The 14,107-nt window shown below is 28.9% G+C and carries 13 protein-coding genes and 1 other RNA gene; 4 read left to right on the top strand and 10 right to left on the bottom strand.

The window, feature by feature from the left end; translation table 11 throughout:
- Positions 1 to 3: 3 nt before the first annotated feature.
- The gene (locus DY123_RS02535) at positions 4 to 1,659 is read right to left on the bottom strand and encodes a formate--tetrahydrofolate ligase (RefSeq protein WP_140923994.1); all 1,656 of its coding nucleotides are present in this window, start codon (positions 1,657 to 1,659) and stop codon (positions 4 to 6) included.
- Positions 1,660 to 1,675: 16 nt separating this feature from the next.
- The gene (locus DY123_RS02530) at positions 1,676 to 2,065 is read right to left on the bottom strand and encodes an EbsA family protein (protein WP_108982645.1); all 390 of its coding nucleotides are present in this window, start codon (positions 2,063 to 2,065) and stop codon (positions 1,676 to 1,678) included.
- 33 nt (positions 2,066 to 2,098) lie between these two features.
- On the opposite strand from DY123_RS02530, the gene DY123_RS02525 reads away from it, so the two are divergent.
- Positions 2,099 to 2,488, top strand: a complete 390-nt coding sequence (locus DY123_RS02525) for a ribonuclease HI family protein (RefSeq protein ID WP_140923992.1) — start codon at positions 2,099 to 2,101, stop codon at positions 2,486 to 2,488.
- Here the strand turns inward: DY123_RS02525 and DY123_RS02520 are convergent.
- The 5 genes from DY123_RS02520 to DY123_RS02500 form a co-directional block, all read right to left on the bottom strand.
- Positions 2,485 to 3,606, bottom strand: coding sequence for an NAD(P)/FAD-dependent oxidoreductase (locus DY123_RS02520; protein ID WP_140923990.1), 1,122 nt, complete (start codon positions 3,604 to 3,606; stop codon positions 2,485 to 2,487). The two genes, DY123_RS02525 and DY123_RS02520, sit on opposite strands and share 4 nt — an antisense overlap.
- A gap of 12 nt (positions 3,607 to 3,618) precedes the next feature.
- On the bottom strand, positions 3,619 to 4,752 hold the full coding sequence (locus DY123_RS02515) for a THUMP domain-containing class I SAM-dependent RNA methyltransferase (RefSeq protein ID WP_140923988.1): 1,134 nt from the start codon (positions 4,750 to 4,752) through the stop codon (positions 3,619 to 3,621).
- Between the two features lie 84 nt (positions 4,753 to 4,836).
- Positions 4,837 to 5,216, bottom strand: an RNA gene (rnpB, locus tag DY123_RS02510) — RNase P RNA component class B.
- Between the two features lie 31 nt (positions 5,217 to 5,247).
- Complete coding sequence (gene gpsB / locus DY123_RS02505; protein WP_140923986.1) at positions 5,248 to 5,601, bottom strand: cell division regulator GpsB; 354 nt, start codon at positions 5,599 to 5,601, stop codon at positions 5,248 to 5,250.
- 70 nt (positions 5,602 to 5,671) lie between these two features.
- Complete coding sequence (locus DY123_RS02500) at positions 5,672 to 6,238, bottom strand: SLOG family protein (RefSeq protein WP_140923984.1); 567 nt, start codon at positions 6,236 to 6,238, stop codon at positions 5,672 to 5,674.
- A gap of 100 nt (positions 6,239 to 6,338) precedes the next feature.
- Between DY123_RS02500 and recU the strand changes: the two genes are divergently transcribed.
- Entirely contained in the window at positions 6,339 to 6,977 is a 639-nt protein-coding gene (recU, locus tag DY123_RS02495) for a Holliday junction resolvase RecU (RefSeq protein WP_140923982.1), read from the top strand.
- Positions 6,977 to 9,031, top strand: coding sequence for a transglycosylase domain-containing protein (locus DY123_RS02490; RefSeq protein ID WP_140923981.1), 2,055 nt, complete (start codon positions 6,977 to 6,979; stop codon positions 9,029 to 9,031). The genes recU and DY123_RS02490 overlap by 1 nt, the downstream gene beginning before the upstream one ends.
- A gap of 67 nt (positions 9,032 to 9,098) precedes the next feature.
- Here the strand turns inward: DY123_RS02490 and DY123_RS02485 are convergent, their stop codons facing one another.
- The 3 genes from DY123_RS02485 to DY123_RS02475 are packed head-to-tail and all read right to left on the bottom strand — an operon-like array spanning position 9,099 to position 13,009.
- Positions 9,099 to 9,827 carry a DnaD domain-containing protein gene (locus DY123_RS02485; RefSeq protein WP_140923979.1) on the bottom strand — a complete coding sequence of 243 codons (729 nt, stop codon included), beginning with the start codon at positions 9,825 to 9,827 and terminating at the stop codon, positions 9,099 to 9,101.
- Positions 9,828 to 9,850: 23 nt separating this feature from the next.
- Positions 9,851 to 10,354: a PepSY domain-containing protein gene (locus DY123_RS02480; protein ID WP_140923977.1), complete on the bottom strand. Its 504-nt coding sequence runs from the start codon at positions 10,352 to 10,354 to the stop codon at positions 9,851 to 9,853.
- A gap of 12 nt (positions 10,355 to 10,366) precedes the next feature.
- Entirely contained in the window at positions 10,367 to 13,009 is a 2,643-nt protein-coding gene (locus DY123_RS02475; protein ID WP_108982778.1) for an exonuclease domain-containing protein, read from the bottom strand.
- 160 nt (positions 13,010 to 13,169) lie between these two features.
- On the opposite strand from DY123_RS02475, the gene mvk reads away from it, so the two are divergent.
- Positions 13,170 to 14,099 (top strand): mevalonate kinase, encoded by a 930-nt coding sequence (gene mvk, locus DY123_RS02470; RefSeq protein WP_108982779.1) that lies wholly within the window; start codon positions 13,170 to 13,172, stop codon positions 14,097 to 14,099.
- The last annotated feature ends 8 nt before the right edge of the window (positions 14,100 to 14,107 follow it).

Here is a 14,107-nt window from a genome sequence, read left to right as displayed (position 1 = left end):
CCTTTAAAATAGTCCTTTAATTTTACCATCATTATTGATGTCCATGTCTAATGCGGCGGGATGAGTAGGCAATCCTGGCATCGTAAGAACTTTACCGGTTAAAGCAACTATAAATCCAGCTCCTAAGCGAGGTTGTAATTCTCTTACGTGAATAGTGAAATTATCAGGCGCACCAAGTAATTTAGAATTATCAGTAAATGAATATTGTGTTTTTGCTATACATACGGACATCTTATCCCAACCACGTTTTTTAATGGCCTTAAGTTGACTCTGAGCTTTAGAACTTAATTCAACGTTGGAGCCACCATAAATGTTTTTAACTACCTTATTAATTTTAGTTAATATATCATCGTTTCTGTTATACAAAGGTTTAAAATCATGCTGCTCATCGCAAGCTGCAACCAATTCATTAGCCAAATCAATAGCACCTTTGCCACCTTTGTCCCACACATCGGTATTAATTGCTTTAACCCCTTGATCATTAATATATTGATCTAATGCTTTCATTTCATTAATAGTATCGCTATTGAATTTATTAATTGCTACAACAACTGGTTTACCATATTGCTTCATATTTTTAATATGGCGTCCTAGGTTATCAGCACCATTTAATAATGCCTCAACATTTTCATTGTCTAAATCATTTTTGTTAACGCCACCATTAAGCTTTAATGCACGAATTGTAGCAACAATAACAATTGCATCCGGGTTTTTACCAATTTTAGGCGCAGTAATGTCTAAGAACTTTTCTCCACCTAAGTCAGCCCCAAATCCAGCCTCAGTAATGGCATAATCGGCAGAATGAATGGCTGCTTTTGTGGCTAAAATACTATTACAACCATGGGCAATGTTAGCAAATGGTCCTCCATGAATAAATGCTGGGGTATGTTCTAGTGTTTGTACTAAGTTTGGTTTAATAGCATCTTTTAATAATAAAGCAAGTGCTCCAGTAACACCTAAGTCATTTACTGTTATTGGTTCTTTATCATAAGTATATGCAATTAAAATTTTTCCCAATTTATTTTTCAAGTCTTTTAAATCATTACTTAAACATAAAACAGCCATAATTTCGCTAGCTACTGTAATATCAAAACCATCTTCACGTGGAACACCAGAAGTACGTCCACCTAATCCAACAATTGCGTGACGCAATTCACGGTCATTAATATCTACTACACGTTTCCATTCGACCTGTCTAGGATCGATATTTAATTGGTTGCCATGATGAATATGATTATCAATTAATGCAGATAAAGTATCATGAGCTTCGGTAATGGCTGGAAAGTCACCAGTGAAAAATAAATTAATATCCTCCATTGGAGCTACTTGAGCATATCCACCACCAGTAGCACCACCTTTGATTCCCATAACTGGTCCTAATGAAGGTTCTCTTAAAGCAATTGCACAATTCTTATTAATTTGATTGAAAGCATCCCCTAAACCAATAGTTAGAGTGGTCTTACCTTCTCCAGCAGCGGTTGGATTGATTGATGTTACTAAAATTAATTTACCATCTTTTTGTTTTTTGATTGGTAAATTAATTTTTGCTTTGTAATCCCCATAGTTTTCAATATCTTTTTCAGACAAGCCTAACTTTTTGGCAATTAAGTTGATTTTATCTAGTTTAGTTGATTGTGAAATTTCAATGTCTGTTTTCATGGATTGTGCAACTCCTTTATCCTTTTTTGCTAATTATACTATTTAGTTCAATAATTGAGTTAACTGGTAATAAAAACTCATGTTTCTTATTATTAATTATGATAATAGCACGATGCTTTGTGAATCTGTAATCATCAATATCATCAATGCTAACTTTAATCCATCTTGGATTTAGTAATCTACCAATTGTGATTTGATTTTTTTCAATAGTTATTTTACGAAATGACAATTGAAAAATAGAAAATAGCAAAAATATTATAAAGAAGAATAATGTTATTTGCTGAAAATGAGTTACTTCAAGCCAGAATATTATCCCCACAAATAGTAAGGCAAATGTCCAACTCCATGTAATTATGGATGAAAGTATTCCTGGTTGATATAAAAATGTTCGTTTTTGGGTTATCATAGAAAAACACCTTCTTATAGGAGAAATTATATTATGTTTAAATTATACACTGATGCAGCTACTATGAACAAATCTGGTGATAGTTCTGGTGGAATTCTTATAATTCACGATAAAAATCAAAGGCAAATTAAAACTAAATTAAATGCCAAAAACAATCATAGTGCGGAGTTTGAAGCATGTTTAATTGGTTTTAAAAAAATCAAAGAAATCGCAAAGCAAAATGAAACAATCATTTACTATACTGATAGCAAGATAGTTTATGAAAGTTTAGAAAAACGTTATGCAAAACATTATCAGCCACAATTAGATAAAATTTTGTTATTACAAGATTCGTTTTTGTTAGTCATAAATAATTGGATTTCTGATAAAAAAAATGAAGGTGCTCACAATTTAGCGCAGCAAGCCCTTCATTCTTTTTACTAATTATTTTTTTTAATGTAATTTTCAATTGGCTTACGGTATTGGTCTAGATCAATATTGTTTTTATCTACAATACTATGAGCTAATAATTTACCAATTAATGGACCAGTTGTTAGTCCAGATGATCCAAGTCCACCACCAACTAATATATTTTCATATTGTGGGATGTTACCGAAAAATGGTGCAAAATCAGAAGTGTATGCTCTAGTACCTACTTTTATTTTAACCAAGTTTTCTTGATTTAAACCATCCACCAATCGATTAGCGCTAGCTAGCAAATCATCAATAACTTCACTTGTTGGTTGTAAATCAAAACCTTTGTCATTTTCATGAGTAGCGCCAACAATTAATTTACCATTACTAAATGGAATGAAATCTCTTTCGCCCTCAGGCATTAACACTGGCATATTGGCATTTGAATGTATACTATTTGTTGATAACTCGATTAATTGCCCTTTTTGTGCTCTTACATCGACTTCTAATGGTAAATTAGATAAAGTTTTTTTCATCCATGCACCAGTTGCTATAATGATGTAATCATATTCAATGGAATCTTGTTCTAATTGAATTTTTCCTTCATCATTAATGGCAACTTTTTTGTTTACAATTTTTAAGTTATTAGACTGAGCAATGTTTTTTAAATGTTTAGCAAACCTTCCACCGTCAATTCTTGCTCCACCGGTTACCAATACTCCTGGTAAAGATTTAGTTAATAAGGGAATTTTACTTTTAACCTCATTAGCATTTAGTTTGTAAACATTACCGATGGTTTTTGTTTCTTTGGTTCTAACTAAAGCTTTTTGGTATAGATCATTTAGTTTATCTTGGTCATCCCTAGTAATAATGGTTCCACATTGATCATATATATCTTTAGACATATTAGTTTCTTTAGCAATATCAGATAGCAAAGTTGCTCCATCACGAGCAAGATTGTACCATTTTTTATTTCTACGCTTGGATAACCATGGTGAAATGATTCCGGCAGCCGCCTTGGTAGCCTGACCTTTACCATCATCATACATAATCACATTAAATTCATGTTTATGATCTAACTTACTTAAATAATATGCAGTAGTAGATCCTACAATTCCTCCACCGATAATTGCAATATTCTTTTTCAAGTTTTTCACCTTTTACTTTCTAATTTTATGACCCCAAAATTGGAAATAATCGGTTCTCAATGATCCGTTATAAAGTTTTCTAGTTTTAGTGGCCTTTTGTCCATATGATTTATCGAACTCTAAATCACTAGTTAAGAAGTATTTGGACCAACTATCCATAGGTCTAAATACTTTTCCTAAATCTTTATATAATTTTATTACACTAGCTTTATCACTTAATCTTTCGCCATATGGAGGGTTAGATACAACCACTCCATTAATTTTATCTGTTTTAAAATCTTGCACAGCAAGTTGTTTAAATTGAATATCATGTAGCAAGCCCACTTCTTGTGCGTTCACTTTTGCGGCATCAATTAAATTACCGTCAACATCTGATGCCATAATATCAATTTCTTTATCATAATCGGCTTTACTATCTGCTTCATCACGGATTGTAGATACCATTTCATTATCTACCCATTCCCATTCTTCACAAGAGAAATCACGATTAAATCCAGGAGCAATGTTTCTAGCCATTAGTGCTGCTTCAATAGGGATGGTTCCAGAACCACACATTGGATCTAAGAAAGGCATATCTGGATACCAGTTAGTTAGTAAAATTAATGCGGCTGCCATATTTTCTTTTAATGGAGCTGGTCCTTTTGCTACACGGTATCCACGTTTAAATAGGCTTTCTCCAGTAGTATCTAGAGTTACAATAACATGATCCTTATTAATTCTAGTTTCTAAACTATAAAGTGCACCAGTTTCTGGAAGACGTGTACGACGATGGTAAATTTCGCTTAATTTGTTTACTACCGCTTTCTTAGCAATTGATTGGACATCCGGAACACTATGTAATGTAGAATTATGTGAACGACCATTCATTGGGAATTGTGCATCCATTGGTAACAATTTATCCCATGGTAATTGTTTGATACTTTGGAAAAGATCTTCAAAAGTTTTAGCATTAAATTCCCCTACAATGATTTCAATACGATCAGCCGTTCTAAGCCATAAATTAGCTTTAATAATATCTTCAATTGAACCTTCGAATCTTACACGCCCATTTTCGACCTGAGTTTCATATCCTAAGTCACGTAATTCTCTACCAACAAGGGCTTCAATCCCAGCTGCACAAGTTGCCATTAATTTAAATTTTTTCATTCATATTACCTCTTATTAAAAATATAATTTTAAGTATAAAAAAAGAGTGGAAGAAAACTTCCACTCGTCCTGAATGGTGTACATCCCTGTAAGCCATGTTTTGTGCTTCAAAATTAAGTCAGGCCTTTAAAATTTTGAAGTAGTAATCATCTATCTCAGAAACATAAGTTTCTCCCCCACACTTGGTTCAATTTCCGTGTGTGAAGCTCCCCTACCAAAGTTTGGGTTTCCCGCTCGAGGGGTTTACCGCGTTCCACCAATACTGTTTCCAATATTGTATCGTCACTGTGGCACTTTCAGAAGTACTAAAGCATAGATAAATCCTTAGCTTTTTTCTTCGCCATTACTACATAAGTAGTCCCCCGGCTTATTTTTTCACCGAGCACGAACACTACAAGCATCGCAGCTTGTGCGAGAGTGGACTTTCCTCAGCCAACTTAAGTTAGCCGCGATTACTCAGGATATACACCAATTTTATACAATTTTAATGGTTAATTAATTAGATCCAAAGACTCTCATTTCTAAGTTAGAAACTCGTTTTAATAAGTCTGCTTCAACACTATTAACCTGCTCATGATTAGATGGTTGTGGATTATTAGCAGCAAATTCTGCTGATCTTTGATTAAATTGATAACTATTTTGGTTATTAATTTGACCTTCTAGATCTTTAATTTCTGCTTTTAGTTTTTCATTTTCTTCTTTTAGATCACTAAAATTTTTATCAAAACTTTGATAATCTTTAATTACACTATCTAAAAAAGTATCAACATCATTAGGATCATACCCACGCATTTTTTGCTTAAATTCTTTTTGCAAAATATCTTTGGTGGTATATTGAATATTATTCATATTTCACACCTCATATCTGAAATAATCACGAACAAATATTATTTTAACATATTATGTAATTATTTCAAATCTATTCTTTGAATTTTTTTATACTATTTTCATATTCTGTTGCAGCTTCTTGTAAATCATCAAAGTCAATCATTCTTAAATCATAATCATTGTGATCTGAATATTGTTTGATTTGATTGTAATCATATTTAGTTTTACCCTCATGATCTAAATCATATATTAATAAAGCTTTATCTGTGTGTGTTAACATAAATTTTTGATATGCTTTTAATTGTATTGGTGATTTATATGGTTCATTAGAAACACTAGCTGAAAAATCAGAATGTTGGATACATCTTTGTAATGACATTTTATTATCATCATTCCATTTTTCACCAAATTTTTGAAATGGTAGCATAACAGATGTTTTAAACTCATCTGGATATTCTGATTTCAGTTGATTTGCAACCTCGACACTCCATTGCTCTATGCCTAATTGTCCGCCAGTAATTATCCAATCAACACCATCCATAATTTCTTGTGATAAGTTATCCTTAATTACTTTATCGATTACAGTTTTCTTTGGATCATTATTTTTGAAAATTCCCAATTCATAGCTTCTATATCCAGTTATCCATAATCTACTCAATTTTTTCACTTCCTAGGTTATTAAGATTTTTGTACTAATGGTATAATGTTGTTAATTAAAATTTGAATTATAATTATATATTAAATGAAAGGTGGTAATAATGGCAATTCATTATCCTAATGGTTCATCTTATAAAGTTTCTACTAATAAACCTTTAAAGAAGAATCATAATGAACAACATTCTCATCATAAACTAACTATTTATGGTGATCGTGGGATGACCCTTGAACAGGAAATTAATGACAGCAATAATTATTATCTTCATAAAAATATAGCTGTGATTCATAAGAAACCCACTCCTGTTCAAATTGTTAAAGTTGATTATCCTAAGCGTAGTGCTGCTGTGATTAAGGAAGCTTATTTTAGAAAAGCTTCTACTACCGATTATAACGGGGTTTACCGTGGAAAATATATTGATTTTGATGCGAAAGAAACCAAAAATAAAACTTCTTTTCCATTAGCTAATTTTCATAAACATCAAGTTGAACATATGCGACAATGTGTACAACAAGGTGGCCTTTGTTTTGCACTTATTAAATTTGTTCGAACAGATGAGCTATTTTTATTTAAGGCCACTGATTTATTTACATATTGGGACAATCAATTTAATGGTGGAAAAAAATCAATAAAAAAGGATATAATTAGAAAACTGGGTATTAATATTCAATATTCACTAAATCCTACTATTCCCTATTTAAGAGCAGTAGACAAGTTATTAAATAGTAAAGGAGAATCATAATGTCACAAAGGGATTCAAAAGATAATACGCGTGTACAGCGTAATCAGGGTAAGTATAAAAAGAGTCGTGCTGGTAAAATAATAAAAAGGACTATTTTAGGTGTTTTAGCCTTTGTTTCTTTAATGATTATTATTGGAACTGGAGTATTTGCATATTATGCATCTAGTGCTCCCAAAATCACTTATAATTCTTTATCCAGTGATAATTCAACGAAAATTTATGATAACTCTAATCATGTAATTTATAGAATGGGTGCTCAAAATCGAGATTATGTTAAATCCAAAGACATCCCTAAAAGGTTAAAAGATGCTGTCGTTTCAATTGAAGATAGACGTTTTTATAAGCATCATGGGGTTGACCCTATTAGAATTTTAGGAGCATCTTTAACTAATTTACATTCTAGTGATGATATTTCTCAAGGTGGCTCGACTTTAACTCAACAACTTGTAAAACTATCTGTTTTTTCTACAAGCAATAAAGATCGTACTATTAAACGTAAATCTCAAGATGCTTGGCTAGCTTTACAAGTAGAAAGAAAATATTCTAAACAAAAAATATTAGAATTCTATATTAATAAAGTTTATATGGGTGGCAATAATGCTAGTGTTTATGGTATGCAAACTGCTTCTGAATACTATTATGGTAAGAAGTTAAATCAGCTTTCATTAGCTCAAGCTGCTATGCTAGCAGGGATGCCTCAAGCACCAACATTTTACAATCCATATAATCATCCAAAATTAGCTAAAGAAAGAAGAGATACTGTTTTAGATGCGATGGCAAGCAATAACACTATTACAGCTAAACAAGCCAATGCAGCTAAAAATGAAAGTATCAAAAATGGTTTAACTCAGAATCATAAAACTAGTGATTTAACTAATGTTAATGAAAAATATGTTGATTCATATGTTGGTAAAGTTATACAAGAATTAAAATCCCGTGGTTATAATCCTCAATCTGGATTAAGTGTTCATACTAATTTAGATTTATCTGCACAAAAGAAATTGTATGATTTAGCCAATAATGATAATCGTGTAGGATTCCCTAATGATACTATGCAAGTTGGAGCAACTTTAGTAGATCCAAAAACTGGTGCTGTTAATGCAATGATTGGTAGTCGTAAAACTGATATTCAATTTGGATTAAATCGAGCTGTTCAAACAGACAGATCTAGTGGTTCCACTGCCAAGCCCCTTATGGATTATGGCCCTGCTCTTGAATATTTAAATTATCCAACCTATCAATTAGTTCATGATACTCCATACACTTATCCAGGAACTAACGTACAATTAAAGGATTTTGATTATCGTTATCAAGGAACTATTACCATGCGTAAAGCTTTAGCTGAATCTAGAAACATTCCAGCTATTAGGACGTTGCAAAATGTAGGAATTAATAATGCTACTAGATTCTTATCTTCATTGGGGATGAATTTTAATAGCACTCTTAACCTACAAAATGGTATTGGGCTTTACATTTCTCCGGAACAAGAAGCTGCTGCTTATGCTGCCTTTGCAAATAATGGTACTTATCACAAACCTTACTTGATTAATCGAGTTGTCACTCCAGATAATGTATCTCATAATATTTCATCAAATGGAGTTCAAGCTATGTCACCTTCTACAGCATTTATGATGAATTATATGCTTAAGGGTGTTATGAACTTGCCTTATGGTTCAGGAACCGAAGCTAAAGTTCCAGGACTATATGAAGCTGGTAAAACTGGTACTACTCAATATCCTGAAGGATCATATCAAGGTTATTTACCTTCTTATGCAGCTATGGACTCATGGTTTACCGGATACACTCAAAACTATTCTTTATCTGTATGGACAGGATATGATCATCAATTCCAAACAGGTAATTATATTAATGCTGAGCAAACAGCAATTGCTCAAAGAATATATAAATACGAAATGCAGTATATTTCTCAAAATAAATCTAATGAAGATTGGGTTAAACCTAATGATGTTACATCTGTTAAATCAAATGGATTAAATGAATACTTTAAGAATGGTCATCAATCTATTCAAAATGATTCAACCACTAATAAGTAGTAAGTTTAATACTTCATCCAGATAAATAAAAGAATCCCGTACCTTATTTAATAGGTACGGGATTCTTTTATTTATCTAATTTTATTATAGGTATTTTAAAGTCATCATTATTGTTTGATTTATTATTTCTTGACTTATTATGACTTTCCCGCTTATTTCTCATATTTTCAACATCAGCAGGAGTTCTAATATTAGACTTATTCCAATTGATCAATATTCTATCAATGTATTTTAAACTATAAACTTGATTTAATACAGCTTCTCTTAAGGCAAGTGAAATTAATTTAGTATCATACTTATCTTTATCTATCCAAGCACTTATTTCTTCCAGTTCCATTGGAGAAAGTGGCCTACCGAATTCAGATTCAATTTGTTTAAATACATTTTTTCTTTCAGTTGCAGTCATATTATTTTCTTTATTAGTATTTTCTGCAACCTTATCTTTATGATTAATATCATCAGATACATCACTTAATTGACTTAATTTGTCGTACATTAATTCAAAATCATATACATCAAATGAATGTCCATTTTTATTTTTTAATGTTTTAATTTGCATTATTTTTTTCTGAATTAGTTCATGCAATATCTCATATGCTTTATTTTTCGAGAATCCTGTAGCATTAATAATAATTTCTATATCTGGTAAATAATTTCCCATATCAATGTTTCTTTTAATTTGCAAATACATGATTAGTTCATCACTATTCATTCCTAATTTTGTATAATTTTTTAATAAATAGTTAGAAATACTAGTTTGTCCTGACTGTAACAACAATTTTGCAAATCTATCCATAAATATATCACCTTATTTCATAATTACACATTAGAAATTGATTGTATAACTTTTCCATTTTTTAAATCAATAGTTATATAGCACAATGTATTTTTATTATCAAAATAACTAACTAACCACGCAGGTTTATTGTTAAATAAAGTTGGTGCTGTACTAATAAGCTTGTTGATATTAATTCTACTATTAGCAATATTAGTTGCAGAATCTTGAGAAATAGTATTCTTTAATGGGACAATGTTGATATTGCCAGTTTTTTTATCGATAATTACATAATTTTCATTTTGATATTTATCTTTACCTTGAATGGTATAATAGGTTCTATTTAAATCAGACATAAAAAATTTATCAAATTTAACTATTTTAGCTTTTTTTTCAGCAATACCTTTAGCCTGACTTTTTGCATTAGCTAAAGGTTGACGTGCCCATAAAAAGAAACCTATTATCATTAAAATAATAATAAATATTAAAAATATAATCCATTTATAACTTTTCTTAATATATTTAACATTTACGGATGGTAATTTCATGTTACTAACCTCCTAGAAATTATTAAATGTTCTTATTTCGTTTTTACTATCTATTTTAAACATTTTTATATGATTAGAGATCATATTTTTAAGAGATTTAATACTATTTTCATTAATTAATGAAAAGTCATTTATTAAAATAACCCCTTTATTATTCGATAGCTGGATAATATGTTTAATAGAATTTTTAATCATAAGATTATATAAATCTGTTAAATTACTATTTTCATTATACATATCACTAGAATTTATGCTTTGAACTATTAAACGATTTATTGATTTATTTATATTTTTTATAGACATAAATAAATCATAATTACCAATAATTGTTGCACCCTTTGAATTGGTAAATTTTTTAATTATTTTATCCTTATTCCCATTAATTTTTTGACATAACACTAATAAACTATCGTTTCCATTTTGCTTTATATTTTCATAAATTTCATCTATTTTTTCTTGAGTATTTGCCATAATAAATGTGTTATTATTTTCAAGATCTAACGTGTTTAAATCTATTTCCTGTTTGTTATTATTGTAAAAAATCTTATAATCATTATTTAAATTAGTCTGATATGAACTTTTAATCATACTTGTATTATTATTATCCAACTCGAGTTTGTTTAAAATAAATTCTGATTTGTCTGATGAATAAATTGCAGTATCCATGAATAAAATATTAAAAAACAAAGTATAAATTTTGTTTTTTAATAAATCGTCGTTTTTAATTAATCCACCTACTAAAGTACTATTATCAGCATTTTTATCTACATTTAAATAATTTTGAAAAGTTACTTTTTTGTCCATATAAACGAGATTTTTAATTAATAAAATATTATTATTAAAGAATTTATTAAGATTAAAAATACGGTCGTTAAAAGTTGTTATAATAGCTTTTTCACTACTCTTTAAGGTGCCATTGCTTTTAATAATCTTTTTAGATAATGATCTTATTTGCTTAATTAATGAAGACTGTTTATCAATATATTCTTTATTATGTTTAATAAAATTAACAAGCTCAATATTGTTAATTGGATTTTTAAAACCTTTTTTTAAGGTAATAAAGTTTCGCTTATTTATAAATGATTCTTCGAAACTCTTTTGTAGTTTCAATGCATAATTTTCATATTCTTTAATTAAAGAATCTATATTTTGTACTAATTTTATATTTGATTTATCATCCTTAAAAATATCATATAAATTTTTATTATGGGTTTGATATAAAAGATATTGAGCATGACGAATTAAAATATTGTTTTGATTAATTTTAAAATTAACACGATAATGCTTTAATATTTGTTTATTAAAATCAACAGCATCTTTTATAACTAAGTATGGTTTATACTTTGCTAGCATATGACGATTATTGTATAAATATTCATGTGAAATAACTACTACATTTGAATTATTAAAATCATTCTTTAATTTATTCATGTAGTAACCCTTGTTATTAGTATTACCAATAGTTTTTAGGAATACATTTTGATCATTTTTCATATCCAAATTTAGCTCATGTAGGTCACCAGTTTTAGTGAAAGTTAACCAAATTAAAATTTTACATTTTAAAAATTCTGTTTGTTTAGAATTACTTTTAATGTTTAAGGCATCTCTAAATTTATTTAGATCTATATAATCATCTATTGAATGTAAAACTAACTTTTTAAAATTATTTTTTGTTATTTTATTAATTCTATTAATTGTTTTAGATAAATCTTCATGAATTGAATGTTTATGAACGGCAACAACTATTTTATTTTCATTATTTAATAAATGTACTAAAGGAAATAAGAATCCTAAATCATAATCTAACTCATTATTTTGTTCTACCAATAAATTTTTTGAATTATCACTGTTTTTATAATTATCATAAATAGAATTCATAAGTTTACTTTCTTCAGAATTCCATTTATATACTCCATTGAATATGTTTTTTTGTTTACCTTTACTCTCAGGATAATTTATTTTTCTTATTTTCAATCTTTCTTTATATTGAATTTTTCTTATTTTTAGTCGATTAATATCCAATAATTTGTCATTAAACATATCTACATTATTTTTATATGCATATTTAAAAATATCGATTGTATTTTTAGGCAATGTTGGATTTATTGATATTAATTGTTTAATAGTTTTTTTAGGAATCTTTTCAATTTGATTAAATAAAATTATTAATAATTTTGCTGTGGCAAAAGCATCACTACTAGAAGAATGAGGATGTTGATGTAAAATGTTTAAATTTTGACTTAGGTCAATTAGTCGATAACTTTTTTCTGTTGGTAATAATAATTGACTTAAAGTAACAGTATCGATTGCCATGTTATCTATCATTTTTTGGCCTACTCTATCCAATTCTTTATTAATAAATGGAAAATCAAAATCTACATTATGAGCAACAAAGACAGTATCTTTTAGCAATGAAGAAATTTTACTTGCAAATTCATTAAAAGTAGGAGCATTTTTAACTAATTCATTTGTGATACCTGTTAACTTTGTTATGTCACTAGGTATATCCATTTCTGGATTTATAAATGAATTAAACGATCCAATAATATTTTTATTTTTAACAAATGTACAACTAAATTGGATTATACGATTGTCGTTCGATTGACTAGTTCCAGTAGTTTCAATATCTACTACTGAAAAAATTGTACTACTCATTATTGTATCCACCAATCTTTGCTTTAATCATTAATATTAATGATACTACATTTTACCAATTATTATCTATTTTTTAAGCAACTCAAATAAATAATTTAAGTTATTTTTATTATATTAATTATATGATAATATTATTATCGAGAGAAAGTGAGCGATAACATTGACAAAACAAGCTTTTGGTAAAAGTCATGCCAAAATAATTTTAATGGGTGAACATAGTGTGGTATATAATCAACCAGCTATTGCTCTCCCTATTCCTAAGATAGAATTAAAAATTAAAATTAATGAAATAGATGCTGGTCAATTATTAAATAGTAAATATTATATTGGCCCTATTCAAAAGGTTCCAAATGATTTATTAGGAATTAAAAATTTAGTTAACACTATTTTGACAAAAATTAATAAAACAGATGAATCCTTTGAAATGACAATTGATAGCGAAATTCCTTCTGAAAGAGGAATGGGATCATCAGCAGCAACATCGATTGCAATTATAAGAGCTCTATATAATTACTTTGATACCAATATTAGTAAAGAAGAACTACTGAAGTTAAGTGATGTTGAAGAAACCATTACACATGGTAATCCTTCAGGATTAGATAGTGCCACTACTGGAGCTGATAATCCAGTATGGTTTATTAGAAACGACACATTAGAAGAAATCAATTTTAATTTAAATGCAACACTAGTAATTGCAGATTCAGGTATTAAGGGTCGTACTGATATTGCAATTAATTACGTTAAACAGCAACTTATAAATGATAATAAAAGAACACAAAAATCAATAAATAAGATTGGTAATTTGGTAACAAAAGCCAGACAAGACATTGAAAAAAATAATCCAGAAGAATTAGGAATATTAATGTCTGAAAATCAAAAAGAATTAAAGAATTTAAAAATAAGTAATTCTAAAATAGATGATTTAGTTGAGATTGCTAATATAAATGGTTCATTAGGAACCAAATTAACTGGTAGTGGTCTTGGTGGATGTATTATAGCTTTAGCTAGAAATGATAATGAAGCGGAATCAATAGCTAATGCTTTAACTAAAGCCGGTGCTTTAGATACTTGGATTCAACCTTTTAAATAATTAATTCT

The sequence above is a fragment of the Apilactobacillus micheneri genome, from assembly GCF_006493595.1.
Taxonomy (GTDB): Bacteria; Bacillota; Bacilli; order Lactobacillales; family Lactobacillaceae; genus Apilactobacillus; species Apilactobacillus micheneri.
The sequence above is the reverse complement of the archived record's forward strand: the minus strand, read 5'-3'. Positions and strand labels throughout refer to the sequence as shown.